22 protein-coding genes and 1 pseudogene are annotated in these 25,911 nt (G+C 70.8%); 5 read left to right on the forward strand and 18 right to left on the reverse strand.

Features of this window, described 5'->3' with window-relative positions; translation table 11 throughout:
* Window positions 1-57: 57 nt before the first annotated feature.
* The 10 genes and pseudogenes from ACIRPX_RS37630 to ACIRPX_RS37675 form a co-directional block, all read right to left on the reverse strand.
* On the reverse strand, window positions 58-1,581 hold the full coding sequence (locus ACIRPX_RS37630; RefSeq protein WP_404203826.1) for an aldehyde dehydrogenase family protein: 1,524 nt from the start codon (window positions 1,579-1,581) through the stop codon (window positions 58-60).
* 210 nt (window positions 1,582-1,791) lie between these two features.
* The gene (locus ACIRPX_RS37635; protein WP_404203828.1) at window positions 1,792-3,114 is read right to left on the reverse strand and encodes a GAF domain-containing protein; all 1,323 of its coding nucleotides are present in this window, start codon (window positions 3,112-3,114) and stop codon (window positions 1,792-1,794) included.
* Between the two features lie 106 nt (window positions 3,115-3,220).
* A complete protein-coding gene (locus ACIRPX_RS37640) occupies window positions 3,221-3,820 on the reverse strand; it encodes an N-acetylmuramoyl-L-alanine amidase (RefSeq protein ID WP_404203830.1) in 600 nt (199 codons plus the stop codon).
* A 207-nt stretch (window positions 3,821-4,027) separates the two neighbouring features.
* Window positions 4,028-5,041, reverse strand: a complete 1,014-nt coding sequence (locus tag ACIRPX_RS37645) for an acetamidase/formamidase family protein (RefSeq protein ID WP_404203832.1) — start codon at window positions 5,039-5,041, stop codon at window positions 4,028-4,030.
* Window positions 5,042-5,217: 176 nt separating this feature from the next.
* Window positions 5,218-5,760 carry an SUKH-4 family immunity protein gene (locus tag ACIRPX_RS37650; protein ID WP_404203834.1) on the reverse strand — a complete coding sequence of 181 codons (543 nt, stop codon included), beginning with the start codon at window positions 5,758-5,760 and terminating at the stop codon, window positions 5,218-5,220.
* Between the two features lie 138 nt (window positions 5,761-5,898).
* Window positions 5,899-6,231: an integrase core domain-containing protein gene (locus ACIRPX_RS37655; protein WP_404203911.1), complete on the reverse strand. Its 333-nt coding sequence runs from the start codon at window positions 6,229-6,231 to the stop codon at window positions 5,899-5,901.
* A gap of 1 nt (window position 6,232) precedes the next feature.
* Window positions 6,233-7,302 (reverse strand): annotated as a pseudogene (locus ACIRPX_RS37660) (IS110 family transposase).
* A 248-nt stretch (window positions 7,303-7,550) separates the two neighbouring features.
* Window positions 7,551-8,135, reverse strand: a complete 585-nt coding sequence (locus tag ACIRPX_RS37665; protein ID WP_404203913.1) for an IS3 family transposase — start codon at window positions 8,133-8,135, stop codon at window positions 7,551-7,553.
* A gap of 53 nt (window positions 8,136-8,188) precedes the next feature.
* Window positions 8,189-8,515 (reverse strand): transposase, encoded by a 327-nt coding sequence (locus tag ACIRPX_RS37670; RefSeq protein WP_404203836.1) that lies wholly within the window; start codon window positions 8,513-8,515, stop codon window positions 8,189-8,191.
* 136 nt (window positions 8,516-8,651) lie between these two features.
* Window positions 8,652-9,176, reverse strand: coding sequence for a hypothetical protein (locus ACIRPX_RS37675; protein ID WP_404203838.1), 525 nt, complete (start codon window positions 9,174-9,176; stop codon window positions 8,652-8,654).
* A 46-nt stretch (window positions 9,177-9,222) separates the two neighbouring features.
* Between ACIRPX_RS37675 and ACIRPX_RS37680 the strand changes: the two genes are divergently transcribed.
* A complete protein-coding gene (locus ACIRPX_RS37680) occupies window positions 9,223-9,876 on the forward strand; it encodes a Tn3 family transposase (RefSeq protein ID WP_404203840.1) in 654 nt (217 codons plus the stop codon).
* A gap of 100 nt (window positions 9,877-9,976) precedes the next feature.
* Here the strand turns inward: ACIRPX_RS37680 and ACIRPX_RS37685 are convergent, their stop codons facing one another.
* On the reverse strand, window positions 9,977-11,233 hold the full coding sequence (locus tag ACIRPX_RS37685) for an FAD-dependent monooxygenase (protein ID WP_404203842.1): 1,257 nt from the start codon (window positions 11,231-11,233) through the stop codon (window positions 9,977-9,979).
* Window positions 11,234-11,301: 68 nt separating this feature from the next.
* Between ACIRPX_RS37685 and ACIRPX_RS37690 the strand changes: the two genes are divergently transcribed.
* The gene (locus ACIRPX_RS37690; protein ID WP_404203844.1) at window positions 11,302-11,904 is read left to right on the forward strand and encodes a TetR/AcrR family transcriptional regulator C-terminal domain-containing protein; all 603 of its coding nucleotides are present in this window, start codon (window positions 11,302-11,304) and stop codon (window positions 11,902-11,904) included.
* Between the two features lie 140 nt (window positions 11,905-12,044).
* Complete coding sequence (locus tag ACIRPX_RS37695) at window positions 12,045-12,974, forward strand: recombinase family protein (RefSeq protein ID WP_404203846.1); 930 nt, start codon at window positions 12,045-12,047, stop codon at window positions 12,972-12,974.
* Window positions 12,975-13,514: 540 nt separating this feature from the next.
* Here the strand turns inward: ACIRPX_RS37695 and ACIRPX_RS37700 are convergent.
* The 3 genes from ACIRPX_RS37700 to xylB all read right to left on the reverse strand — a co-directional run bounded on the left by ACIRPX_RS37700 (window position 13,515) and on the right by xylB (window position 16,860).
* On the reverse strand, window positions 13,515-14,057 hold the full coding sequence (locus ACIRPX_RS37700) for an FABP family protein (protein ID WP_404203848.1): 543 nt from the start codon (window positions 14,055-14,057) through the stop codon (window positions 13,515-13,517).
* A gap of 138 nt (window positions 14,058-14,195) precedes the next feature.
* Entirely contained in the window at window positions 14,196-15,404 is a 1,209-nt protein-coding gene (locus ACIRPX_RS37705) for an ROK family protein (RefSeq protein ID WP_404203850.1), read from the reverse strand.
* Between the two features lie 10 nt (window positions 15,405-15,414).
* Complete coding sequence (gene xylB, locus ACIRPX_RS37710; RefSeq protein ID WP_404203852.1) at window positions 15,415-16,860, reverse strand: xylulokinase; 1,446 nt, start codon at window positions 16,858-16,860, stop codon at window positions 15,415-15,417.
* A gap of 161 nt (window positions 16,861-17,021) precedes the next feature.
* Here xylB and xylA point away from each other — a divergent pair, with 161 nt between their 5' ends.
* Window positions 17,022-18,188 carry a xylose isomerase gene (xylA, locus tag ACIRPX_RS37715; protein ID WP_404203854.1) on the forward strand — a complete coding sequence of 389 codons (1,167 nt, stop codon included), beginning with the start codon at window positions 17,022-17,024 and terminating at the stop codon, window positions 18,186-18,188.
* 419 nt (window positions 18,189-18,607) lie between these two features.
* Entirely contained in the window at window positions 18,608-18,820 is a 213-nt protein-coding gene (locus ACIRPX_RS37720) for a hypothetical protein (RefSeq protein WP_404203856.1), read from the forward strand.
* A gap of 30 nt (window positions 18,821-18,850) precedes the next feature.
* Here ACIRPX_RS37720 and ACIRPX_RS37725 read toward each other — a convergent pair whose 3' ends face one another.
* The 4 genes from ACIRPX_RS37725 to ACIRPX_RS37740 form a co-directional block, all read right to left on the reverse strand.
* Complete coding sequence (locus tag ACIRPX_RS37725) at window positions 18,851-20,191, reverse strand: esterase-like activity of phytase family protein (RefSeq protein WP_404203858.1); 1,341 nt, start codon at window positions 20,189-20,191, stop codon at window positions 18,851-18,853.
* A 153-nt stretch (window positions 20,192-20,344) separates the two neighbouring features.
* On the reverse strand, window positions 20,345-21,067 hold the full coding sequence (locus tag ACIRPX_RS37730) for a DUF4232 domain-containing protein (protein ID WP_404203860.1): 723 nt from the start codon (window positions 21,065-21,067) through the stop codon (window positions 20,345-20,347).
* A gap of 441 nt (window positions 21,068-21,508) precedes the next feature.
* Window positions 21,509-22,780 (reverse strand): SWF or SNF family helicase, encoded by a 1,272-nt coding sequence (locus tag ACIRPX_RS37735; RefSeq protein ID WP_404203862.1) that lies wholly within the window; start codon window positions 22,778-22,780, stop codon window positions 21,509-21,511.
* Window positions 22,777-25,725 carry a DEAD/DEAH box helicase gene (locus ACIRPX_RS37740; protein WP_404203864.1) on the reverse strand — a complete coding sequence of 983 codons (2,949 nt, stop codon included), beginning with the start codon at window positions 25,723-25,725 and terminating at the stop codon, window positions 22,777-22,779. Before ACIRPX_RS37740 ends, ACIRPX_RS37735 begins: the two co-directional genes overlap by 4 nt.
* Window positions 25,726-25,911: the final 186 nt, after the last annotated feature.

Below are 25,911 nucleotides of genomic sequence, written 5' to 3' on the forward strand. Positions count from 1 at the left end.
GGCACTCCGACTCGGCGGACACTCCGACTCGGCGGATCCTGCTTGGCGGACCCGGCTCTAGAAGAAGCCCAGCTTCTTCGGCGAGTACGACACCAGCAGGTTCTTCGTCTGCTGGTAGTGCTCCAGCATCATCTTGTGGTTCTCACGTCCGATCCCGGACTGCTTGTAGCCGCCGAAGGCCGCGTGGGCCGGGTAGGCGTGGTAGCAGTTCGTCCAGACGCGGCCCGCCTGGATGGCCCGGCCCGCTCGGTAGGCCGTGTTGATGTCGCGGGTCCACACTCCGGCGCCGAGGCCGTACAGGGTGTCGTTGGCGATCTTGATGGCGTCGTCGAAGTCGTCGAAGGACGTCACGGAGACGACCGGACCGAAGATCTCCTCCTGGAAGATCCGCATGCGGTTGTCGCCCTCGAAGATGGTGGGCTGGACGTAGTAGCCGCCCTTCAACTCGCCGTCGTGCTCGATGCGTTCACCGCCGGTGAGGACCTTCGCGCCCTCCTGGCGGCCGATGTCCAGATAGGAGAGGATCTTCTCCAGCTGGTCGTTGGAGGCCTGGGCGCCGATCATCGTGTCGGTGTCGAGCGGGTGGCCCGGCTTGATCAGTTCGGTGCGGGCGACGGCGGCCTCGATGAACTCTGCGTAGTTGCCGCGCTGGACGAGCGCGCGGGACGGGCACGTGCACACCTCGCCCTGGTTGAGCGCGAACATGGTGAAGCCCTCGAGGGCCTTGTCGCGGAAGTCGTCGTTCTGCGCCCAGACGTCGTCGAAGAAGATGTTGGGCGACTTGCCCCCGAGCTCCAGGGTGACCGGCTTGATGTTCTCGGAGGCGTACTGCATGATCAGCCGCCCCGTCGTGGTCTCGCCCGTGAACGCCACCTTCGCCACCCGCGGGCTGGACGCCAGCGGCTTGCCCGCCTCCGCGCCGAAGCCGTTGACGATGTTGACCACACCGGGCGGCAGCAGGTCCGCGATCAGGCTCATCCAGTAGTGGATGGAGGCCGGGGTCTGCTCGGCGGGCTTGATGACGACCGCGTTGCCCGCGGCGAGCGCGGGCGCCAGCTTCCACGTCGCCATCAGAAGGGGGAAGTTCCACGGGATGATCTGCGCGACCACGCCGAGCGGCTCGTGGAAGTGGTACGCCACCGTGTCGTCGTCGACCTCGCCGAGCGAACCCTCCTGCGCGCGGATCGCACCGGCGAAGTAGCGGAAGTGGTCGATGGCCAAGGGGATGTCGGCGGCCAGCGTCTCGCGCACCGGCTTGCCGTTCTCCCAGCTCTCGGCGACCGCCAACTGCGCGAGGTTCGCCTCCATCCGGTCGGCGATCTTCAACAGGATGTCGGAACGCTCGGTCACCGACGTGCGGCCCCAGCCGGGGGCGGCCGCGTGTGCCGCGTCGAGCGCCCGCTCCACGTCCTCCGCCGTGCCGCGCGCGATCTCCGTGAACGGCTGCCCGTTCACCGGCGACGGGTTCTCGAAGTACTGCCCGCGCAGGGGAGGCACGTACTCGCCGCCGATGAAGTGGTCGTAGCGCGCCTGGTAGGAGACGATCGCGCCGTCGGTGCCTGGCGCCGCGTAACGGGTCATGCTGGTCTGCCTCCTTCGCAGCGCTGCCCGCCGTTGGGCAGCTTTCCCTCGGGAGGCTAGGGACGGCGACGTTGCAACCACGTTGCCGTGCGTGCGGGCGCCGGCGCGCGGACACCTGTGTGGACCTGTGCGCGGACACCTACGGGGACATGCACGGCGACATGTGCGGGGACGGATGCGGGACCTGTACGTGGACACGTACCTGGGGTGTTACGCCGATGCGCCACCCCGGCGGCCCGCGCCTCCCGGACCTCCCGGCCCTCCTGGCCCTCGCGGCCAGTCCACCGGTGCCGCCAGCTCTCCCTCCAGCGTGGCGAGCCGGGCCTGGACCGTCGCCGTCGGACGGACGGCGGCGAGCGCCCGCCAGATGTCGAGGTCGTCCTCGCCCCACGGCGCGTGCGCCCAGTCGGCCAGCAGATCGGGATCACGACGGGCGATCAGCGCGGTACGGAGACCGTCGGCGAGGCAACGCCTGAGCCGTACCACCGCCGGCGCCTGCGAACCCGGCAGCAGCGGTCCCGCGTAGGCCGTCGCCGCCGCCGTGACCGCCCCGGCCTCCAGCCGCCGTTCCACGACCGCGACATCGCTCTCGACGGGAGCCGTCAGCCGGTACGGTCGCGACTCCAGCAGCCCCGGGCCCAGCACCCGCCGCAGCCGCGCCAGTTCGGCACGCAGCGTCACCGGCGTCACCGACTCGTCCTCGTACAGTGCGCACAGCAGCTCGTCGCCGGTCAGCCCCTCCGGGTGCCGGGCCAGCAGCACGAGGATCTCGCTGTGCCGTCGGCTGAGCCTGATCTTGCGTCCACCGGTGAGCAGTTGTGCCTCGTCCCGGCCGAGTACGGCGAGTTCGGGCGTGTCGGGGGCGGGCCGCTCCGGGGCCAGCAGCGCCAGGTGGGACTCGGCGGCCCGGGCGACCGCCTGCACGAAGCCCAGGCTGTGCGGATGCGCGAGGCCGTCCCCGCCGGTGATGTCCACGGCGCCGAGCACTCTCCCGGTGCGCGGGTCGTGCACCGGAGCGGCCGCGCACGTCCACGGCTGGACATGCCGTATGAAGTGCTCGGCTGCGAACACCTGTACGGGCCGGTCGACGGCGACCGCGGTCCCCGGCGCGTTGGTCCCCATCGCCGTCTCCGCCCACCGGGCACCCGGCACGAAGTTCATCCGCCCCGCGTGCCGCCGGGTCGTCGGATGGCCCTCGACCCACAGCAGCCTGCCGTGCGCGTCGCACACGGCGAGCAGATGTTCCCCGTCCGCCGCGAACGTGCCCATCAGCTCGCGGAACAGCGGCATCACCCGCGCCAGCGGATGCTCCGCCCGGTAGCTGCCCAGGTCACCGTCCGCGAGGTCCACGGTCGCCGTGCCGTCGGGCCCCACGCCGGCCCGCGCTGAACGCCGCCACGACTCCGCCACCACCGACCGCACCGGCCGGGGCACGGTGCCGGCCTCGGTGAACGTCTCGTACGCGCGACGCAGCATCCGCGTGCGCTCGGCGGGGTCGGTCCCCGGCTCCAGGGCCACCCATGGATCGGTCAATTCACCCTCCCCGGATGCGATACGGCTGGGGACATCGTCACTCCGCGTACGCGCTCCGACAACCGTTTCGACCGCGATCAGCCCGAAGGGAAGTTGTCCCGCCGCGTCAGGCGAAGTTGACGAGTCTGATGTAGCGCGTCCAGTCCCAGCTGGGTCCGGGATCGGTGTGGTCCGTGCCGGGCACCTCGTAGTGCCCGATGATGTGCGCCCGGTCCTTCGGGAGGCCGTACTTGGTGCAGAGCGCCGCGGTCAGCTTGGCCGACTGCTCGTAGAGCGCGTTGGTGAAGTAGGCGGGCTGGTCCACCCATCCCTCGTGTTCGATGCCGATGCTGCGGGTGTTGTAGTCCCAGTTGCCCGCGTGCCAGGCGATGTCGTGCTCCCGCACGCACTGCGCGACGTGTCCGTCGGCGGAGCGCACCAGATAGTGGATGGACACCTCTTTCGCCGGATTCTGGAAGATGGACAGCGCGTCCGGATAGGTCTCCTGGGTGACGTGGATGACCACGTAGTCGATCGGATAGGACGTGGGACGGTTCGAGACCGTGTAGTTGGACGTGCTCGCCGGCTGCCACTCGGCGCCGGGGTAGTCGACGGCCTGCGCCTGAGCGTCGGCCCGTGTGTCGGGGAGTAAGGCGTACGGGACGGCGGTGAGGGCGGCGCCCTTGAGGAACCGCCGCCTGCTGGTGGTCGGTCTTGCCCAGTCCATGAGGCCGTGCCTTTCGGTGGGGGGAGGTGAAACGTCCGGCGCGACGGCGGGACGACTCACCCGGCGGGTGTGACTGTTCCGGTGGGGCGCCCCACGCTGGTGGGGTGTGACCGTTCCGTTCCGGGGGGACGGCCGACCCCGGGAGGAGCGGCTGACCTGGTGGGAGCGAGTCATCCGGTGGAGTGCTGCCCGGCTGCCAGGCGTGGCTCAGCTCCGCAGGGTGGCCGCGATCTCCCGCAGGTGCGCGTGCATCCCTCGGTGAGTCTCGCGCGCCGGCAGCCACTGCTTGCGGATCTTCGCCACGCACGTGTAGTTGGTGTCGCAGACGTTGGCCAGGGGCGACTCGACCGCCTGGGTCGCGAACTGGTAGGCGTCCAGTTCGCTGAACCCGTAGTCACGTACCAGCCACTGGACCAGGTCCAGCTGGGAGATCCGGAACGCGTCCTCCAGCGGGCGGGCCGAACCCGTCGAGACCAGGTGCGTGTCCGACTCGATGCGCGGCCACGGTGTGGCGACGCCCTTGAGCAGCTCCACGATCACCACGGTGTTCATCGCGCACTCGACGGCGACCCCGCAGGTTTCGCCCTCGCCCTGGCGCGCGTGCCCGTCGCCCAGGCTGAGCAGCGCGCCCTCCACGTTCACCCCGAGGTAGCAGGTGACGCCGGACCGCATCTCGGGCGTGTCCATGTTGCCGCCGTGGGCGTCCGGCACCAGGGCGGAGCGGACCTCGAGATTGGCGGGGGCGACGCCCATGGTGCCGTGCATCGGGTCCATCGGCAGCTCGGCCTCGATGTCACCGTCGTGCGCCTTGAACAGTGCCGTACGCCGGGTCCGGTCGAGCTGCCAGATCCACACGGTCTCCGGCAACGGCGGCTGCAGAGTGGCCGTGGTGTGGGTGGAGGTGAGCGCGCCGAACAGCGGGACCGTCGTCGACGCGGCCCAGTCGCGGGCCGGCTCGATCGACACGAAGTGCACGGCGAGGCTGTCGCCCGGCTCGGCACCCTCCACGTGGAAGGGCCCGGTCTGCGGATTGAGGAAGGGGAACTCGCACACCTCGGACACCAGGTCCTTCTCGGAACGCACCCGTCCGGCGAAGCAGTCCTCCGTGTACAGGTCGAGGACAGTGCCGGGCGCGATACGCGCCACGGGGGGTGCGCCGCCGAACGTCCAGGCGTACTCGTCCGGTCGGGGCCGGACCGTCAGGATGCGGGGGTCGCTCATGCTTGCGCTGCTCCGTTCTGCGCAGGATCGGTGGGTGCGTGGTCAGCTCGGTGACGACGTCGAAGACGGCCCTCGGGACTGGTGAGCTCGCATGTTGCGGTGTCGCGTATTCGCGAGCCGCCAGACCCGCCGGACACGGTGAGTGATCGCTTTGGGATCGTGGCGGCCGCGGGTAACTACCAGAGCCAGCGGTCGAGGAACTCGGCCCAGATGAAACCGTTGTAGCCGTCGAAGGCAGGTGGATCGATCTTCTTGAGTTCGTCAGCGAGCATGCTGAGCTCGGCCAGGGCTTCGTCCTCGAGGTCATCCGGATCGCTGAGGATCTCGGACTCGCTGACGTGCCGGCCGTAGTGGTGAAGGGTCCGCAGCCAGAGGTCGATGGAGGAGTTGGCGAACGATGCCTCGCCTTGCGGAAGGACGTAGTGGACCGTGCCTGTCCCGGGTTCGACGCCGAACGACCATTCCATGCCGGGCATTAGGTTGCCATGGTGATTCTGGGTGAGGCGGTAGAGCGACCTACCATCTGACGTCTGGAGTGCTGGAGCCGCCTCCACCTGGAACGATACGTACTCGATCAACTGATCGACGATGGGGATCCCGACATCAACCAGTAGTGCCTTCTGATCCTCGGGGATCTGCCAGCCCGACACGACTGCCGAGTCTGCCCTTGTGACGTTCCCTGTGCCGGCCCAGGCAGTGAGCTCGTCAAACGTTGTCATGTGAGAGTCCTTCCGCGGCTGGCTGCGATGCGGACCCTATCGAGCGGGGCTGACAGGCACGTGGCCCCATCGGGGACGCACTCCTTAGTGGTCGCCCGGGGCGTATCGGCTTGAAGCGCTCCGGGATCGGTGGAGGCTCTATGCGTTGACTCCAGCCGCCGGTCGGGGCTGGTGTTGAGCGTAGTAGGTGGTCTCGTGCTCGTGGGGCGGGATGTCACCGATTGCCGTGTGGATGCGCTGGTTGTTGAACCAATCGACCCATTCCTCGGTGGCGAGTTCGACGTCGGCCAGGCCGTGCCAGGGCCTGCGCAACTTGATCAACTCGGTTTTGTAGAGGCCGATCTGGGATTCCATGAGGGCGTTGTCCAGGGCGTCCCCGACGGTGCCGATCGAGGCGTCGATGCCGGCCTCGAGGAGGTGGGCGGTGAACGCGAAAGACGTGTACTGACTGCCCGCGACGCTCTCCTGAATGTCAACCTCTCTGGAGTGACCGGTTTGAGGTGTTGTCCTGCTTGATCAGGTAGTACGCCTCGCGGGCGACGTATCGTTTGAGGCAACGGATGATCTCCATCTTCGACTTGCCTTCGCTGGTGCGGCGTTCGAGGTACTCCTGAGTGGCCTTGTCGTAGTGGAGGCGGCAGACCACGGCCATGTGGAGGGCGGAGTTGGCCTGGCGGTCGCCGCCGCGGTTGAGGCGGTGACGCTGGACCTTCCCGGAGGAGGCGGGCAGCGGGGCGACGCCGCAGAGCTTGGCGAAGCGGGCCTCGTCGGTGACCCGCTGAGGGTTGTCGCCGCAGGTGACCAGGAGTTGGGCGGTGTTCTCGATCCCGGTCCGTTCCAGCAGCGAGGGCGCCAGTTCCCGGACCAGGGGCTCGATCATTGCATCGAGATCGGCGACCTCGTCGTTGAGCTCGAGGTAGCGGCGGGCCAGGGACTTGATGGCGATACGGGTGGCTGAGACGGGGTCGCGGAAGGCGGTCTCGTCCGGCCGCCAGGCGGCGCAGGTGCGGATGAGCTGCATCCGTGTCAGGTTCCGTACCTGGACACGGAGTTCCTCGGGCGCGGAGATGATCTGGCAGCGCAGCATCTGCAGGGCGACGCGGAGGGCCTTGACGGCAGTGGAGCGGGCGATCCGCAGGACGCGTAAGGACTCGACCATGCCGGTGCGGGTCTTGGGCGTGATCACACGGTTGTCGGCCAGCGCGGCGTGGGCGGCGTTCTCGGCGTCGATGGTGTCGTCCTTGCCCCGTCGGCGCCGGCCGGAGCGGTCGGGCCGGTTGACCTCGAGGATCTCGATGCCGGCCTGCTGCAGGTGGCGCAGGAGCCCGGCGCCGTAGGAGCCGGTGCCCTCGATGCCGATGCGGCGCACGTCGCCGAAGGTACGCATCCAGGCGAGCAGGGCGCGGTAGCCGGCGCGGGGGTGGAGAACGCCTGGGTGTCCAGGACGTGGTCGTCGGTGTCGATCACGGCAGCGACGTGCAGGTCTTTGTGGGTGTCCACGCCGCCGATGACGACGCGGGAGACGGGTGGGATGCTGGCCATGTCGGCCTCCTCGCGGATGAGAGCGCGGTGGGTCGGCGCGCGGTCACCGAGGCGGCGGACGAGACAGTGATGGGACCTTGGCCAGGCTCTCCTTAAGTCACTCCCGTCGGCGAGGCGAGCGCCTCGCCGGGGTGCTCCCGGGCCACCGACAAGTCCGAGGAGGGACAGCGCCGTCGATCGGAGTGCGGGTCAGGAGGCCGCGAGAGCATCCCGGCACCGGCATCCTGGCGCGTCCATCGCTGTGCGAGTCAAGAAGCCCGGGACATCCGGCACTTCACATACTCACTATCCGAATGATGAACCAGCCCCGGACCAGCGGGAGTTCCAGCACGGTCCCGACGCCACAAGGCCATGTCCAAGGCGGCGAGGACGAGCTTGGCCTGCTTGCTGGTGGAGGCGGACCAGCCGACGATCGCCCGGGAGAACACGTCGACGACGAACGCGACGTAGACGATCCCGGACCAGGTGGCCACGTAGGTGAAGTCGGCCACCCACCGCTCGTTCGGGCAGGATGCGGTGAAGTCGCGCCGCAACAGGTCGACAGCCCGCTCGTGGCCGTCATCCCGGATGGTAGTTCGGATCTTCTTCCCTCGTCGGGCGCCCTCAAGGCCGAGGTCGCCCATCAGCCGGGCGACGGTGCACCGGGCCACCGGTATGCCTTCGCGATGCAGTTGTCGCCAGACCTTCCGGACTCCGTAGACACTGAAGTTGTCCACGTGGACGTGACTGATCTGCGTCTTCAGCTCCGCGTCGCGCAGTGTCCGGGCGCTGGGAGTGCGATTCCTGGCCGCGTAGTAGGTGCTCGTCGCGATCTTGAGTCCGTGGCTGGTCAGGACTCGTCAGATCGGCTCGACTCCGAACACCTCGCGGTGAGCGTCGATGAACGCTACGAGAGCTTCGACGGCCGGTCGAGCTCGGCCGCGAAGAAGGCGGATGCCGCCTTGAGGATCTCGTTGGCCCGCCTCAGTTCGGCGTTCTCCGCCTTGAGTCGCTTGATCTCCGCGGCCTCGTCGGACGTGGTGCCGGGCCGCTGGCCGGCGTCGACCTCGGCTTTGCGGACCCACGTCCGCACCGTCTCAGCCGCACCAATGCCCAGCTTCGCCGCAACCGCCTTCATCGCGGCCCACTCAGTTGGGTAGTTGGGACGGATCTCCGCGACCATGCGCACCGCACGCTCACGAAGCTCGGGCGGATAAGGGGACGGACGTGCCATGACTCGATCCTCTCAGGGAATCGAGCCTCCATCAGACCCGGAGCGCTTCACTACGCTCAACACCAGCCCCGACCGGCGGCTGGAGTCAACGCATAGAGCCTCCACCGATCCCGGAGCGCTTCAGGCCGCCGACCGCCTAGCGTCCGGGCTGGTCAACGTTCCACTCGCGCGGCAGAGCCTCGTCACAAAAGACGCAGACGAAGTCCTCCTCGCGCACGATGTTGAGCTGTCGGCAGGAGAGGCAGTGTCGGAACACCACCTCATGCGTGAAGCCCGACGGGCGAACGATCCCGGCCTGGTCCAGAGCCTCGACGACGGCTAACCACGAGCTGACATCCGGGCAGTAGCCGGTCGACTGATTGCTGACCTCGTCGACCGCCCACCGCCCGGACTCCTCGCGGAAGCTGATCTCGCCAGCACACAGCACGGCTTCTCCACCAGCACACACCACATGCTCTCTGCGACGCGGCGCGAGACGCAGGACCCCAGCTTGATCGACAACGAAGGTGAAGGGCTCGGCCAACTCCTCCACCGTCCGAGCCGAGATCCACTCGTCGAAGTCCGCTGGCGAACGCATGCTCTGACCCTCGCCGTCCGGTCGGACCAGACTCCTCAACTCGGCCGGTCCGACATAGCGATAACTCCAACCGCGCATGGTCATGCTCGCCAACCTAAACCCGCACTGGGGCGACGACCTGGGGAATTACGTGACCGCAGACCTGGGGAATTACGTGATCGTCGACACGGCCGAATACGGGCCGCTCCAGCCGGTTTCCAACCACACCATCCGCCTGGACCGGATACGCGCCCACTGGGGCGACATGCTCCGCGTGGCAGGCTCCCTGACCCTGGGCGAGGTCCGCGGACACGACCTGATCCGCATGCTCTCCCGCGACGGCAAGCCCACCGGGCTCGGCGACGCGTTCGCCCACTACGCGCGGATCTTCAAGACCCTGCACCTTCTCCAGTTCGTCTCCGACGAGGGATACCGCCGGGTGATCGGCGCCCAGCTCAACGTCACCGAGGCCCGCCATCGCCTCGCCCGGAAGATCTTCTTCGGGCAGCGCGGCGAACTGCGCCAGCACTACCGCGAGGGCATGGAGGACCAGCTCGGCGCCCTCGGACTGGCCCTCAACTGCGTAGTCCTGTTCAACAGCCTTTACATCGACGCCGCCGTCAAACAACTGGCCGCTGACGGCTTCCCCGTTACCGACGAACTGCTCGCCCGGCTCTCCCCACTCCAGTACGACCACATCAACTTCCTCGGCCGCTACGCCTTCACCCGACCTGCCGCGCCGGGGCTGCGAAAGCTACGCGACCCGCACACGGACGAAGATGACGACAACTGCGGGCAGAACTGAGCGTCAAGAGTCGACAGGGCGCTGATCACTGTGCGGGCCAGCGCTTTCGTTCTTGCCGTGCTACTCGCGACGGCCATCGACCCGCGATGTCCGGCCGCTTTCAGGCGGTGCTGATTGGCGCCGGGTTCTCGGGGAGCTCCCAACTGCCGCCGCGGTCCTCCGCTGAAAAGCGCGCGGCGAGATCGGGCACGTGCAGGAAGCAGGCCAGCGCGGTGGCGGCCTGGAAGGCGTCGATCGCACGCTGGGTCATTGGCATACCCAAGCGCAGGAGACGCGGATTCACCTCGCCCTGGATCTCGTCGACGAAGGGTCGCAGCACGCGGTCGTAGTTCGCCAGTGCGGTCGGCAGATCGCCCGGGTGCCGGTTGATCTCGCCGGCCAGGACGTAGGCGCCCACCAGGCCGCCGGAGGTGCCCATGCCGCTGTACGGGGAAGCACAGTGGGCGGCGTCGCCGGCGAGGACCACGCGGCCCTTGGACCAGGTGTCGGTTCGGACCTGGACGATCTCCTGGGAGTAGAAGAAGGGGCTCGTCCACATACCGCCGATGAAGCGCTCCGTCTGCCACCCCGCGTCGCGGAACCTGCCGGCCCAGAACTCCCGCTGGCGCTCGACGGGCTCCCGGTGGATCGCCGAGGCCTCCTCGGACTCCTCCCGCATCACGAAGTACACCTGGGTCTCGGTCGGGTTGTGGCTGCGGCGCATGATCTGACGGCCGCCCGGGACCATGTAGGTGTCCCGGATGTTGCTGTCGGACGCTATGCGTGGCACGAACCAGTAGGCCATGTGGATGCCGACCCGCCAGTACGGGTCGAAGTCCGCGGGGAGGATCGCCCGACGGATGCGCGATCCCTGCCCGTCCGCGCCGACCAGGAGGTCGAACTCGCCGGAGGAGCCGTCGGAAAAGTGCGCGACGACCTTCTGTTGGTCCTGCTCGAAGCCGTCCACGCTCACGCCGAAGACGTACTCGATGTCGTCCTTCGACGCGTCGTGCAGGATGCGTACCAGGTCACCGCGCATGATTTCGTACTCAGACGTGAGGCTCTGCCGGCCACGGCCGGAGGTGTTGGCCATGATCGTCGCCTTGGCCCTGCCGCGCGCGTCGACGAAGGCGACACCCGCCTCGTCCACCAGCTTGCCGCGGACGGCGTCCAGAAGCCCCATCCGCTCGATGGCCTCGATGCCCTGCCCCCGGAGGTCGACCTGCGCCCCGGCGGCCCGCAGCGCCGGAAAGCGTTCGGCGACGGTCACCCTGTGGTTGCCCCGCGTGAGCCAGAAAGCCAGCGCCTGCCCTGCTATCCCGCCGCCGGCAACAAGAACCCGCAGGGGGCGCGCTCCCGATCCGTAGGCCATACCCATCACCCCAAAGAAAATCTATCAGTGAATGATTCCTCTCCAGAGTCTCTATCGGTGATAGATTTGTCAACGTGACCAAGGTGAACCGGGAGATCGTCGTCTCCGAAGCACTCGACCTGCTCGATGAGGTCGGGCTGGACACGGTCAGTACACGACGGCTGGCGAAGCGGCTGGGTGTCGAACAGCCCTCGCTCTACTGGTACTTCCGCACCAAGAAGGACCTCCTCGCGGCCATGGCGGAGGCGGCGATGGCACCGCATACGGCCGCCCCGCTGCCAACGCCCGACGACGACTGGCGCGACTGGTTCCTGGACAACACGCGAAGCTTCCGGCGCACCCTGCTGATGCGCCGGGACGGCGCACGCCTCCACGCAGGCAGCACCCCGGCAGGCGACCTCGACCGGATCCGCCGCAAGATGGACTTCCTGGTCACCTCGGGAGTACCTGAGCGGGACGCGCAGATGGCGATGCTGGCCGCCAGCCGTTTCACGGTCGGCAGTGTCCTGGAGGAACAGGCGGACGCCGGCTCCGGCGACGACTCGGATCCGCAGGTGGACATGCCTGTGATCGACCACGAGTCGGCATTCGAGGCTGGCCTGACCCTCATCCAGGACGGCCTGGTGCACCGCACCGCGATGCGGGCCGCCTCCACCTGTCGACAAACGATCGTTTGACGACAGGCAGACGGCGCGTCCAATGAACCCGTGGAATCCGGGGGTTCACGGCGGCCCGAATCCAATCAGATCCGATGGTGATTGCTGACAGGGTTTGATGACAAATAGGGTCCATTCCTCCGTACGGAAGGGGCCCCACGGTGGCGAACCTGGTTTACAAGCGAGTCTCGACCGACCAGCAGTCGACCGCCCGCCAGGACCTCGTCCTGGACGAAGCCGGGATCGAGGACCCGGTCGTCTTCGAGGAGGACCCCGGCACCTCCAGCCGCCTCCACCCGCTCCAGCGCCCGAAGTTCCGCGAACTGCTCACCTACGCGCGGCCCGGCGACACCGTGCACATCTCCGAGATGTTCCGCCTTGTACGCGGCACCGGCCACATCCTCGACGTGCTCGACGTCCTCCACCGCGACCGCCTCGCCCTGCGCATCCACGACGGCGCGTTCTCCGCGATGGACCTCACCGCCCGCCACCCGCGCACCGGCGAGCTGCTGTCCACCGTGAAGTTCATGGTGCAGACCCTCGCCGCCGCCGGCGAACTCCAGCGAGACCTCCAACGCGAACTGACCTACGACGGGCTGCGCGCCGCAGAGGCCAGGGGCAGCAAGGGCGGACGCCGCCCCGCCGTGGCGGCCGACAGGACCGACGCCGTGCGCACCGCGTACCTGGAAGGCCGCTCCATCGCCGGCCTCGCGCGCGACCACGGCGTCAGCCGCGGCGCCATCCGTACCGCCGTCGCCGACCTCCAGCCCGAGCACGCCTCCGAGGGCCAGGAAGATGTCCCGACCCCGGAGCTGCCGGTCACCCTCGACATGCCGGGCAAGGTCGCCGACTTCCTCCGCGCCATCGAGCTGGAGCCCGACGAACGAGCCGCGCTCGACCAGGGCGTCACCGTACGGCGCGGCCAGGGCTACACCCTGCGAGTCAGCACCACCCGGGCCGTCCACCGCCAGCTGCTCGCCCGCTGCCAGCTCCTCGGCGGCGGCCAGGGCACCTCGACTGTCCCGGCACAGCGCAAGGCCCGCCGCGAGTACGAGAACCGCGTCAGCGCCCTCATCCCGACCGGACCATGATCCGGGTCAGCGGCTACCGCTAATTTCCGTTCGGATACTCCCCGAGGGCCAAGACGGGGCGTTCCGCGGCGGTCTGGAGCGCCCGCACGAAGGCCACGATGCCGAGGACGGGCAGCAGCAGATGCCTCTCCGGGGTGAACGACTCCGGTCTGGAGCAGCAGCAGCGGCGGCGGCCCGAGGGCCTTCCCGAACATATGGCCCCGGCCGACGAGGAAGCCGACGGCCCGTTGCGGGCCGCGCGCCGCACGAGTGGAGTGGACACCGCCCCGGCACCCGGCAGCTCACGCGCCGGCCCTCACGCGGGCCGATCGCGTCGCGCCTGAGACCTGCCGCCGCTTCCCCCGCCATGTGAATCCCCCTCAATTCACCTCGACATACCCTGCGTCGCCCGTCTCGACGGGTGCGCCTCGCGTGATTCACGGTACGGCGCTTGCGAGGTGGGCAGAAGGGCGCCGAGTGCTTCGGTGGACGGAGGCGCCGATGTGGACAACTCCGCCACCCTTGTGGGTGATGGCGCCGCCGAGCGGGTGCCGGTGCGCCCTACCGCACGCGCCGAAGGCTTGCCGAGAGATGGTGCTGCAGCTCCTGGCCGACCGCGGCGAGATCGAACATGAAGGTGAGGGTGTCGGAGCCGGTCAGGGTGTAGTGGCGGCGGGTGGCGTCGACCTGCTTGGCCGTGGGAGTGAGGGCCACCTCGTGGGTGGACAGGTCGATCGAGTCCCCGGCCGCCTGCCCGACCATGATCTCCGCGATGCCGGTGGGCTGGGTGATCAACGCCTCCACCCGTCCATCGGGCTGGAGCCGCCACCAGCCGCTCTCGCGGGCCGCCGGACGCAGGGGCGCGTTCTCGGCGTCGAGGAGCCACGCACGGGCCTCGTAGCGGAGGAAGGGGCGCCCGTCATGGCTGAAGGTGATCTCCTGCCCGTAGGTGAAGTCCGCGTCGAGGGTCGGGTACTCGCCCCGGCCCCGGCCCCTCCACGTGCCCAGCAGACCGAGCACGGGCGTGAGCAGCGCGTGCGGTGCGGGCGCCCCGTCCGGTCGGTGGCTGTCGGGGTAGGGGAGTTCCGCTGCGAGGTCGAACACGATGGTGCTCCTCTGGAGGCGAGGTGGGGTGGGGCGGGCGGGGCCGGCGGGGTGAGACAAGATGTGACGAGGTGAGACGAGGCGAGGCGGATGCGAGTCGGGTGCTGGTGCCGGCCGACAGCCTAGGCGCGCGCATGGTCACGCGCGTGCGCCCACCGCCGCGGGATCGTCCAGCACGGCCCGCACCACCGAGTGCGCCGCGCCCAGCAGCGGCCCCTCGGGGCCCAGACGCGACACGGACACCGGACAGGCCGGCCCGGCCGTGCGCCGGTCCAACTCGGCCTCCAGCGACGGCAGCAGCCAGGGCGCGAGCCCGGCCAGTGCGCCGCCGAGCACGACACTCTCGGGGTCCAGCAGATTGACCGCCCCGGTCAGCGCGACGCCGAGGGCCGTGCCCGCGTCGCGCAGTGCGCCTCGTACGTCCTCGTCGCCCCCGGCGGCCCGGCCCGCGAGCAGTCCGACGCGGTCCTCGCCCGGCTCCAGCCCGGCGGCGCGCAGGACGGCCTCCTCGCCGGCGTACTGCTCCAGGCAGCCGCGTCCGCCGCACGGGCACGCCGGACCCTCCGGCTGCACCGGTACATGCCCCAACTCGCCCGCGAATCCGCGTGTCCCGCGCAGCAGCCCGCCGGCCACCACGAGCGCCGCGCCGATGCCGATCTCCGCCGACACGTGCAGGAAGTCCTGCGGGGTGCCCTCGCCGAGCCACAGTTCGGCGAGGGCACCGAAGTTGGCCTCGTTGTCGACGGTCAGCGGTATGTCCCCCGGCAGCAGGGCGCCGAGGTCGGTGTCGTGCCATTCGAGGTTCGGGGCGCGTACGACGGTGCGGGCGTCGCGCGCCACCAGGCCCGGCACCGCCACGGCGAGCCCCGCGGGCCACAGCCCCTCGCCCTGCGCCCGGGCGACGACCTCGCGCACCAGGCCGGTGAGTTCTTCGAGCACCGGCCCGGGGGCGCGCCCGCGGTTCGCGCCGTGCCGCACGGCACGCGCGCGTACCCGTCCGCGCAGGTCGACCGCGCAGACCGCGAGGTGATCGACGCCGACCTCGGCGCCGATCCCGGCCGGACCGTGTCCGCTGACGGCGAGCGCCGAGCCGGGACGGCCCACCCGGCCGGGCCGTTCCGGGCCCAGTTCGTCGAGCAGCCCCGACCGGATCAGCTCGTCGACGAGGGTGGACACCGCCGCCCTGGTCAGCCCGATGCGCGAGGCGACGGCGGCGCGGGAGAGCGGTCCCTCGGCGCTTACGGTGTGCATCACCCGGGCGAGATTGCGGCGGCGCATGCCCTGCTGGGTGTCGGGCAGCGCCCGCCCCGGGCCGGCCGGGTGGGCCTCGTGCAGCGGTGCGCTCATGCCCCCGTCCTCAACGGCTCTCCGTGCTCCGCTCCAGCAGCGGGGCCGCGTCGGAGAGTACCCCGGCGATCCTCGCCAGCGTCTCCTCGTCCCGCTCCACCGCCTCCAGCACCGGGCCGGCGGCGGTGTTCCAGCGGCGGGCCACCGACGCCGGGTCCTCGCCCGTCAGCAGGCCCGCCGCCTGCGCGGCGGCGCCGAGCGCGACCAGTTCCCTGGCCTCCGGGACCTGGACCGGGCGGCCCGACAGCCGACGAACGGTCTCCTGCCAGGCCGTGCCGCGGGCGCCGCCGCCGATCAGCAGCAGCGGGACCGAGAGGTCCGCGTCCTCGTCGAGAACAAGGTCGAGCGCGCCGAGCAGGGAGTGGACGGCGCCGTCGTAGGCGGCCTGCAGGAGCTGTCCGCCGGTGGTGTCGTGGCGCAGGCCGTGCAGCAGGCCGGACGCGTTCGGCAGATTGGGGGTGCGTTCCCCGTCCAGATACGGGAGCAGGGTCACGCCCGTGGTGGGCTCGACGGCCTCGCGGTCCAGGTTCAGCAGCGCCGCCACCCGGTCGACGGCGAGCGTGCAGTTCAGGGTGCAGGCCAGCGGCAGCCAGTCGCCGCGGGCGTCGGCGAAGCCCGCCACGGTGCCGGTCGGGTCGGCGGGGCGGCGCTTGGTGACGGCGTACACCGTGCCGGACGTGCCGAGGCTGAGCACGGGGGTGCCGGGCCGCAGCCCGAGGCCCATCGCGGCGGCCGCGTTGTCGCCGGTCCCGGGTGCGACCAGGGTGCCCTTCGAGAAGGGCAGGTCGTGGCTGTCGCGGACGGTGCCGGCCACCTCGCCGGGGCGTACGACACGGGGGAGCAGCGCCGGATCGAGCCCCACGTGGGCGAGGGTCTCGTCGTCGTAGGACTCCGTCCCCGAGGCCCACCAGCCGGTGCCCGAGGCGTCACCGCGGTCGGTCGTGCCCTGGCCGGTCAGCCGCTCGGTGAGGTAGTCGTGGGGCAGGCGCACGGCCTTGGCGGCGCGGGCCGCCTCCGGCTCGTTCTCGGCGAGCCAGGCCCACTTCGTGACCGTGAAGGACGGGCCGGGCACGCTGCCGGTGCGCTCGGCCCAGGCCTTCGGGCCGCCCAGCTCCTCGACCAGGCGGCGGGCCTGCGGCGCCGAGCGCACGTCGTTCCACAGCAGCGCCGGGCGCACCGGCTCACCCCGCTCGTCCAGCGTGACCAGGCCGTGCTGCTGTCCCCCGATGGACACCGCGGCCGCCTCGTGCGCCGCGTCGCCGCACTGGTGCAGGGCCTCGCACAGGGCGTCCCACCACTGGCGCGGGTCGCTCTCGCGACCGGCCCCGGAGGAGACGGTGTGCGGTGCCTGGCCGCTCGCGACGACCTGCCCGGTGGCCGAGTCGACGACGAGCGCCTTGGTGGACTGGGTGGACGTGTCCACGCCGACGACGAGCGGACCCTCGGCAGCTGACATCGGACTCTCCCTTTTTTCCGCGGCTCCGCGGGACGAAGACATGGGCTCTGTGGTGACAAAGACATCTTGTCTCTTCCCAGAGCTGCGTCCGCATACTAATTTGTAAACTGCCATGACGAAATAGTCGGAGCAAGCAAGTCGAAGCAGCAAGGAGTCGCGGCATGAGCTACCAGCCCACCCCCGAGGACAGGTTCACCTTTGGGCTGTGGACCGTCGGCTGGCAGGGAAGGGACCCGTTCGGCGACGCCACGCGGCGTGCCCTCGACCCGGTCGAGACGGTGCAGCGCCTGAGCGAGCTCGGCGCGCACGGCGTGACCTTCCACGACGACGACCTGATCCCCTTCGGGTCCTCGGACACCGAGCGCGAGTCGCACATCAAGCGCTTCCGCCAGGCTCTCGACACGACCGGCATGACCGTGCCGATGGCCACCACCAACCTCTTCACGCACCCTGTCTTCAAGGACGGCGCGTTCACCGCGAACGACCGTGACGTGCGCCGGTACGCGCTGCGCAAGACGATCCGCAACATCGACCTCGCGGTCGAGCTGGGCGCCGAGACCTACGTCGCCTGGGGCGGCCGTGAGGGCGCCGAGTCCGGCGCCGCCAAGGACGTGCGCGCCGCCCTCGACCGCATGAAGGAGGCCTTCGACCTCCTCGGCGAGTATGTCGTCTCCCAGGGCTACGACCTGAAGTTCGCCATCGAGCCCAAGCCGAACGAGCCCCGCGGCGACATCCTGCTGCCCACGGTCGGTCACGCCCTGGCCTTCATCGAGCGCCTGGAGCGCCCGGAGATGTACGGCGTCAACCCCGAGGTCGGCCACGAGCAGATGGCCGGGCTGAACTTCCCGCACGGCATCGCGCAGGCCCTGTGGGCGGGCAAGCTCTTCCACATCGACCTCAACGGCCAGTCCGGCATCAAGTACGACCAGGACCTGCGCTTCGGCGCCGGTGACCTGCGTGCCGCGTTCTGGCTGGTCGACCTGCTGGAGAGCGCCGGTTACGCCGGTCCCCGCCACTTCGACTTCAAGCCGCCGCGGACCGAGGACCTCGACGGTGTGTGGGCGTCGGCCGCGGGCTGCATGCGCAACTACCTGATCCTCAAGGAGCGCGCGGCCGCCTTCCGCGCCGACCCGGAGGTGCAGGAGGCCCTGCGTGCCTCGCGTCTGGACCAGCTCGGCCTCCCCACCGCCGCCGACGGCTTGCAGGCCCTGCTCGCCGACCGCGGTGCCTTCGAGGAGTTCGACGTCGAGGCGGCGGCCGCGCGCGGGATGGCCTTCGAGCCCCTCGACCAGCTGGCCATGGACCACCTGCTGGGCGCTCGCGGCTGAGTGCACGCGCGCGTGACCCTCGCCGCGGCTTGCGGGAGGCGCACGCGCGTGCGGCCGCCGTGCGGAATACCCCGGAATCATGCCGTCCACGGCATGGATCCGTATCAAAGTCCGTACGGGGGTCGCCTGCTGCCCGATGTGCGGCGACTCTGGACGGTATGGCCATGCCTCCCGCACCGCCTCCGCCTCCCGGACCGCCGCCTTCGGGCGGCGGTTTCGGACCGCCCTTCGGCAACCACAGCTCCGGTCATGGAGCTGGAGGGGGCCATGGGTCCGCAGGAGGCTACGGCCCGCCTCCGGGAGGCAACGAGCCGCCCACCCTGGGAGGTTGGCAGCCCCCGCCGGAACCGCCGAGGAGGCGCGGACGGCGGCTTCACATCCTGCTCGCCCTGTTCGCGGGGTTCGCGGCCGTCGCCGTCGTGATCCTGCTGTCCCGCTCCGGGAGCGACGGCTCGCCCGGCAAGCAGTCGCCCGCGGGGAACAGCACGAGCGCCGAACCCTCGCCCTCGCTGAGCATTCCGACCGCGTTGCCGAGCGAACTGCCCAGCAACCTCCCGTCGAAGCTGCCCAGCGAGGTCCCTAGCGATCTGGAGTCGCTGATCCCGTCCCTGGGGGATGTCCAACTGCCGTGATCGCCGCGATCTCGGGTCGTGTCGGCCCGGTCAGATGCCGTGCGACAGCCGCAGGTAGGTCAGCGTCGTCTCGATGCCGCTGTCGATCAGCCGGCCCTGTGCGTCGAAGGCGCCCGCGCCGTCCGTCATGCCGAAGTCGTTGTCGTTCATGAGGGCGAGCGTGTCGTGATCCACGCGCGCGATGCCCTCGATCTTCTCCGGCACGCCGGCGACCTTGCCCAGGTCGACGAGCAGTCGCTTCCGGAGTACCGGAACCCCGGTGGCGGCCGGGTCGTCGAGCTGCTCCAGGGACGGGGACGTCGTGTCGTCGTCGTACGCGCCACCGAGGATGCTGGAGTGCCGGTCCAGCTTCACCAGCTGCAGCCGGGCGGCCCGGTCGGTGCGCTCCTCCACGAGCAGCCGGTCGCCGCCCACGGCGACCACCGAGGAGATTTTCAGCTCGGAGGTGTCGTCCTCACCGGGATCCACCACGTTCACCGGGTCGAAGCGGTACGCGTACTCGGCGGTGACCGCCTGCTTCTTCGGCGAGAAGCGCACCAGGCGCGTGGTGCGCGAGGCTTCACCGGCATCCTTGTCCGGCAGCGACAGCGGGCTCTGCAGGGCCATCACCAGGTCCCCGCAGGGGAGTTGGGCGAGCCCCTCGAAGCCGCGGTTGGTCTTCCGGTGCAGGAAGACCGCGGGCAGCGCCTCCACCACCGGGTAGTCCGTGCCGGTCAGGTGGAGCCCCTTGGGCACGTAACGCGTGAGCACCTTCCCGCGCGCGGAGACGTGCACCAGCGAGGGTCCGTACTCGTCGACGAGCCAGAAACTGCCGTCCTTCGCCCGCACGATGCCCTCGGTGTCCAGCCCGTTCGGGTTGTACGGCAGGAGGGTCGTGGCGTCGTAGGTGTACGGCGCCTCGTCCCGGCCGGCCTGGTTCGACAGCCCGGTGACGGCCTTGCCGGAGGAAGTGGTGATCGGGATGGCCTCCAGCACCTTCACGGTGTCTTCGGAGACGCGCACCTTCACGATCGCGGGATCGAAGCCCGGCACCGGGAAGGTGCGGCGCTTGGTGCCGTCGACCTTGATCCGGCCGTTGGGCCCGCGGTCGCTGACCGTCCAGAACTCGCCCTTGCGGCCCGCCGGGTAGATGTCACTGCCGATGCCGCCGAGGTCGATGCCCCGGTCGTCGTCCACCGTCCCCGGCAGCAGCGCGTTGCTGAAAGCGCCGAGCGGGATGTCGCCGAGCGTCGCGGTACGGACGACTTGCGCGTCCTGCGACGCGGCACTCGCGGGCGGGCAGGCCGCCACAAGGGCCGCGATCACGGCCAGCGGAACGCCTGCTGCGACGGAGCGCCGGACGCGGGACCGGCCGGTGACGTGCGGGGACATCGAGCCTCCTGAGGAGCAAGTACGTTGACAGTGGCCAGATTTGGGTCCTGCGGCGAACGTCTCGCTCCCCCTGGGTGAACGGGGGGCGTCGGGTTTTCGAGCACATGAGCGACCCGTGTCGGCGGGGTCCCGGGTACCAGGTCCATCGGACCGTCAGAAGTCGTACGGCTTCTCGGTGTTCCAGTTGAACACGTCGGCCTCGTTCCAGCTGAACTGCGGCTTCTGGCCCTTGGTGTCCACGGAGTAGTAGGGGCCGGTGCGACCGTCGGCGCCGCGCAGGGCGATGGCAAAAGACTGCGCCGTGTGGTTCTTCGAACCGTAGTCGAACAGGCTCACCGCGCTGTACACCTTGCCTCCGGGCCGCAGCGTGATGTGCTTGTCGCCGCCCGGGTTGTCCTTCTTCGAGTGCGGCAGTGCGGCGCCGTCGACGTCCCCGCCGAGCTTCACCGCCGGGTACGAGGTGACCCAGCACGGCTCGGTGCCCTTGTTCGTCGCGGTGACCAGCAGGTGGTCGCCCTGCTGGCCGGCGAACCGGTGCACCGCGGTGACCAGCGTCTCGTCTCCGCGGCACCGCGGGGCGCCGGCCGTCGTGCTCTCGCTCGCGGTCTCGGCCGTCCCGGTCCCGCCCGAGGCGTTCGCCGGGCGCGCCTCCTCCTTGGCGCCGCCACCGCTGTGGGCCTGCTCCACGCCGCCCCTGCTCTTGCCGCCCCCGTTGGACGCGGACGGGCTCTGCGCGGTGCCGGCGGCGTGGTCGCCACCTGCCGCCTTCGAGCCGCCGTCCGCCCCGCCGCAGGCGGTCAGACCCAGCGCCAGCGCGGCGGTGACGGCGGCCAGAGCGGCGGAACGGGCGGTACGGCGGGCGCGGTGCGTGGTCATGTTGAAGGCTCCCCCATGGTCGGTCAGAACGCGGCACCTTCCCCTGCTCCCGCAGGGCTACCGGCCGCATCGGCTGTTCGGCTGCACCCCATGAGATGACGCCCGGACGGGCATCGTTCACCCGGGTCTGTCCGCATTCGGTAACAAGGGAACTGGGCACAGGCGCAATGGTTTTCACGCCGTGCCGGTCAGCGGCGCGGCGTCTCCGGCCGTCGCGACTCGGGGGGAGGCTCGGGGCGGCAGGCCCAGTCCGGGGGCGGCACCGGACACGCCTCCAGACGGCCCGGCGTCGCCGCAGCGGGACTCAACCGGTTCGCCCGGAACTCCCGGAGCCCGTCTCGACCGGTCCCCCGGAACTCCCCGAACCCCGTCTCGACCAGGTGCCCCCGAACTCCGCGAAGCCCGTCTCAGGTGGGTCGTCCGGGCCTTCTCACAGCCGTCTCAGGCGGGCTCCTGACCGCACGCGGACTCCATCGAGGCCAGAGCCGTCGCGGGATCCTGGCACGCCGCCCCCGCGGGCACCCAGCGGCCCCGCACCATCCGGTACGGCCACCAGCGACCGTCCCGCCCCAGACGCAGCTGGGCCGGTGTACCGACGACCGTCCAGCGGTGGCCCTTCACCCGAAGCGACGGCCGTTCGTCCTCCTCCCAGGCCAGCTCCAGCGCGGCACGCGCGCGTGCGAGCACCTCGCCCGCGGGCGTCCACTCCTCCTCCAGGGCGGCGAGTGCTGCCGCACCTCCGAGGCACCACGCGCGCGTGGCACGCGCCATTTCCTCCCCGTCCCGTCCCGAGCCGTCGGCAAGCCGGTCCGCCGCAGCCCGCTCCGGCGTCCCCAGGGCGAGTCGGACGGCGTCCTGCGAGGCCGTCAACTCCTCTTCGGCGCCCACCTCTTCCGCCCTTCCGCTGAGGGCACGGGCGAGCAGACGCCGTGCCTCCACGGCGGTCCGGGCCGCCAGATGGCGCAGGGCGGCCGGGTCGACGCCGGCTGCCGGCGCGGTCTCGGTGTCCAGCGACGGCGGTGACCCGGGTTCCGGCGGAAGCTCCGGGGGCGCGGGCAATGGCGGCAGGATGCGGCCGGTCCGGTACGCCTCGGCGGCGTCCACCGCGTCCACTTCCTCCGGCACCGAGGCCGCTTCGGCGTGCTGCGTGCTGCGTGCCTGCAGATCGTCGAGCAGGGCGCGTTCTTCCCGTCCGCGCATCAGCAACAGCACGAAGGGGTCCTGGTCCAGCAGCCGCGCCACCTGGTAGCACAGGGCTGCCGTGTGGCCGCAGTGGTCCCAGGTGCCGCAGTCGCACTCGGGCTCCAGATCGCCCAGGCCCGGCAGGAGTTCGATGCCCGTACTCGCCGCGTCCTCGACGAGATGCGGCGGCATGTCCCGGTCGAGCAGCGCCGCGACGTGTCCGGCCCGTGCGGCGGCCAGGTCCAGGAAGCGGTCCCACTGCTCGCCGTCCAGCCGCTCCAGCAGGACGTCGGCCCGATGCGTCGTGCGGTCGCGGTCCTGGACGACGGCGGTGATGCGTCCCGGGCGCACGGACACCGCGCCCACGGCCCCCGCGCGTGCGAGCCTGCGGCCCGCCTTGAGCTGCTGCGAGTCGAGCGCGGTCTCCTCCAACGCCTTGAGCCAGGCCAGCCCCCACCACGTCTGCGCGAACCCTTGCCCGCGCGCGGGCGGCAGCGCGGCGAAGGTGCGTTCCATGTCATCGCCGTTCATCGCGCCCCACCTCGCAGTTCCACCAGATCGGCCAGCTCCGTGTCCGTCAGTTCGGTGAGCGCCGCCTCGCCGGAGCCCAGGACGGCGTCGGCCAGCTCGCGTTTGCGGCCGAGCATCTCGGCGATGCGGTCCTCGATGGTGCCCTCCGCGATCAGCCGGTGCACCTGTACGGGCCGGTTCTGGCCGATGCGGTGGGCGCGGTCGGTGGCCTGTGCCTCGACGGCCGGGTTCCACCAGCGGTCGTAGTGCACGACATGTTCGGCCCGTGTCAGGTTCAGCCCCGTGCCCGCGGCCTTCAACGAGAGCAGGAACACGCGGACCTCGCCGTCCTGGAAGCGCCGCACCATCGCCTCCCGCTCGCCCACGGGTGTGGCGCCGTGCAGGAACTGCGAGGCGACGCCGCGTGCCGTCAGATGGCGTTCGATGATGCGCGCCATGCGCACGTACTGCGTGAAGACCAGGACGCCCGCCCCCTCGGAGAGGATGGTGTCGAGCAGTTCGTCGAGCAGTTCCAGCTTCCCCGAGCGGCCGGGAATCCGGGGCCGCTCCTCCTTGAGGAACTGCGCCGGGTGGTTGCAGATCTGCTTGAGCCCCGTCAGCAGCTTCATGATCAGCCCGCGCCGGGCCATGCTGTCGGCGCCGGAGATCTCCGCCAGGGTCTCGCGCACCATCGCCTCGTACAGACCGGCCTGCTCCGCCGTCAGGGGCACGGCACGGTCGGTCTCGGTCTTCGGCGGCAGCTCCGGTGCGACGCCCGGGTCCGATTTGCGGCGGCGCAGCAGGAACGGCCGTACGAGACGGGCCAGCCGGTCCGCGGCTGCCGGGTCCCGACCGCTCTCGACGGCCTGCGCATACCGGGCCCGGAAGGTGTGGAGGCCGCCCAGCAGCCCGGGCGTCGTCCAGTCGAGGATCGCCCACAACTCCGACAGATTGTTCTCCACCGGGGTGCCGGTGAGCGCCACGCGCGCGCGTGCGCCGATGGAACGCAGCTCCCGAGCGGTCGCCGAGTAGGGGTTCTTGACGTGCTGTGCCTCGTCCGCCACGACCATGCCCCACGACACCTCGGACAGCCGGCGCGCGTCGAGGCGCATCGTTCCGTACGTGGTGAGCACGAACTCCCCGTCGGTCAGGGCGTCCAGAGCGCGCCGCGCCCCGTGGAAGCGGCGCACGGGCGTGCCGGGTGCGAACCTCTCGATCTCGCGCTGCCAGTTGCCCATCAACGACGTCGGGCACACCACCAGCGTCGGACCGGCCGTCGACGCCTCGCCCTGCCGGTGCAGATGCAGAGCGATCAGGGTGATCGTCTTGCCGAGGCCCATGTCGTCGGCCAGACAGCAGCCGAGCCCCAGGGAGGTCGTCCGGGCCAGCCAACTCAGGCCGCGCAGCTGGTAGTCACGCAACGTGGCCGCGAGAGCATCGGGTTGCGCGACCGGCTCCTGCGCCTCGGGGGACGCGAGCCGCTCCCTGAGGGCCGCCGGCCACCCGGTGGGTTCCACGTCGACCCGATGGCCGTCGACCTCCGTCGAGCCCGTCAGGGCGGCGCTCAGCGCCTCTACGGGGCTGACCTTCCGGTCCCGCCGGGAGCGGGCGCGGTGCACCTCCTGCGGGTCGACCAGGACCCATCGGCCGCGCAGGCGTACGACGGGGCGACCCGCCTCGGCGAGGTGGTCCAGCTCCTCGCGCGTGAGCTGCTCCTCACCCAACGCGAAACGCCAGTCGAAGGCGAGCAGCGCGTCGGCGGACAGGAGGGCGGGTGTGTCCGCGGCGGCCCCGGCGGCCGTCTGCCCCTCGTCCGGAGGGCCGATCACCGCTCGGGCGGTCAGCGTCCGGAACAGATCCTTCGGCCAGTGCACTTCCACCCCGGCTGCGGCGAGCGCTCGGGCGCCCTGCCCGAGCAACTCGGTGACATCTTCGTCGGCGAGTTCCACGGCGTCCGGCACGCCCGCCGAGAGGAGCGGTGTCAACGCCGGCCAGGACCGGGCCGCCCGGCGGAGCGCGAGCAGGACGTCCACACGCGCGTGCGCACCAAGACCTCCGCCCCCGGCGTCGCCCCAGACCGCGGAGGCGTCCGCCACGAGCGCGGGGTCGCCGACACTGTGCACCTGCAGCACGGCCCGGAACCGCACCGCGGCGTCGTCCTGCGTCACCTCGGCCAGACCGGGGGCCTCGATCCGCAGCGACAGCCGTACGGCCGCGTCGTGGCCCGCGGCGACATCGGCGGCCCACGCGCGCTGTTCGGGCATGTGCTGCGGTTCCCACGCCGCGTAGGCGGGCCCGCCCGTCACCAGGGGGGCCGCGGGAGAGCGAGGGAGGCAGTCGGCGACGGCGTCGAGGAAGGCGCGCAGCAGCCGCTCCGGCGCGGGCAGCCGCGGCGGCTGCACCCGCCCGACTCCCGGTACGGCGCCCGTCTGTACCGCCACCGCGCCCGTCTGCACCGGCACGGTGCCCGTCTGCACCGGCACGGCGTGCGCCTGCGGCGGCATCGAGGCGGCCAGCCTGCGGACGCGGTCGATGTCCTCCGGGGCCAGCGGGCCGATGCGCCAGGCGTCGTGCTCGCCGGGCGACAGCCCTGGCAGCAGCAGGCCGCGTGCCACGAACTGCAGAGCCAGCACGGTGGCCGCGCCCCAGAACGCGGCTCCCGGGTGTCCGTGCGCGTCGGTACGGGCGCGCGTGAGCACGGGCAGCGCGGCCCGTACCGGCAGCAGGAGTGCGGGGACTCCGGCCACCTCCACGTCGCCGTCGTCGCCGCGGGGCAGGACGACGCTCAGCTCCTCGACCGATCCGGCAGCAAGAGGCGCGGGTACGGTGCCGTCGGGGCACCAGAACGCGATCCGGCCGGTGCGGGCCGGATCGCCGGGCAGAAAGACGGCGTTGCAGTGGGCCAGTTCGCCGCAGTGGGCCGGTTCGGAGATCTCGGAGGGCGTTGCCGCGGGGAACGTCTGCACAGCGAAACTGCACTCCTCAAATTTGACTACTGGAGCTCGGAGTCGCCGAGGGTACAGCAACTCGGCACGTCCTGGGCGCGGGCGCGGCCGGTCACGGCCGAGAGCACTCACCGACGCCCTGGCCCTCGAGCGCTGGGGTGCTGTCAGCCCCCCTGCGCGCCACGGGCTGGCCCCCGCCCGTAACCG

It is taken from the genome of Streptomyces sp. NPDC101225 (assembly GCF_044767585.1).
Taxonomy (GTDB): Bacteria; Actinomycetota; Actinomycetes; order Streptomycetales; family Streptomycetaceae; genus Streptomyces.

Coding starts and splice junctions, on each gene's coding strand:
- ACIRPX_RS37630 (WP_404203826.1), bottom strand. CDS start 1,581: ATGACCCGTTACGCGGCGCCAGGCACCGACGGCGCGATCGTCTCCTAC.
- ACIRPX_RS37640 (WP_404203830.1), bottom strand. CDS start 3,820: ATGGACTGGGCAAGACCGACCACCAGCAGGCGGCGGTTCCTCAAGGGC.
- ACIRPX_RS37645 (WP_404203832.1), bottom strand. CDS start 5,041: ATGAGCGACCCCCGCATCCTGACGGTCCGGCCCCGACCGGACGAGTAC.
- ACIRPX_RS37650 (WP_404203834.1), bottom strand. CDS start 5,760: ATGACAACGTTTGACGAGCTCACTGCCTGGGCCGGCACAGGGAACGTC.
- ACIRPX_RS37670 (WP_404203836.1), bottom strand. CDS start 8,515: ATGGCACGTCCGTCCCCTTATCCGCCCGAGCTTCGTGAGCGTGCGGTG.
- ACIRPX_RS37675 (WP_404203838.1), bottom strand. CDS start 9,176: ATGACCATGCGCGGTTGGAGTTATCGCTATGTCGGACCGGCCGAGTTG.
- ACIRPX_RS37685 (WP_404203842.1), bottom strand. CDS start 11,233: ATGGGTATGGCCTACGGATCGGGAGCGCGCCCCCTGCGGGTTCTTGTT.
- ACIRPX_RS37705 (WP_404203850.1), bottom strand. CDS start 15,404: ATGAGCGCACCGCTGCACGAGGCCCACCCGGCCGGCCCGGGGCGGGCG.
- xylB (WP_404203852.1), bottom strand. CDS start 16,860: ATGTCAGCTGCCGAGGGTCCGCTCGTCGTCGGCGTGGACACGTCCACC.
- xylA (WP_404203854.1), top strand. CDS start 17,022: ATGAGCTACCAGCCCACCCCCGAGGACAGGTTCACCTTTGGGCTGTGG.
- ACIRPX_RS37725 (WP_404203858.1), bottom strand. CDS start 20,191: ATGTCCCCGCACGTCACCGGCCGGTCCCGCGTCCGGCGCTCCGTCGCA.
- ACIRPX_RS37730 (WP_404203860.1), bottom strand. CDS start 21,067: ATGACCACGCACCGCGCCCGCCGTACCGCCCGTTCCGCCGCTCTGGCC.
- ACIRPX_RS37735 (WP_404203862.1), bottom strand. CDS start 22,780: ATGAACGGCGATGACATGGAACGCACCTTCGCCGCGCTGCCGCCCGCG.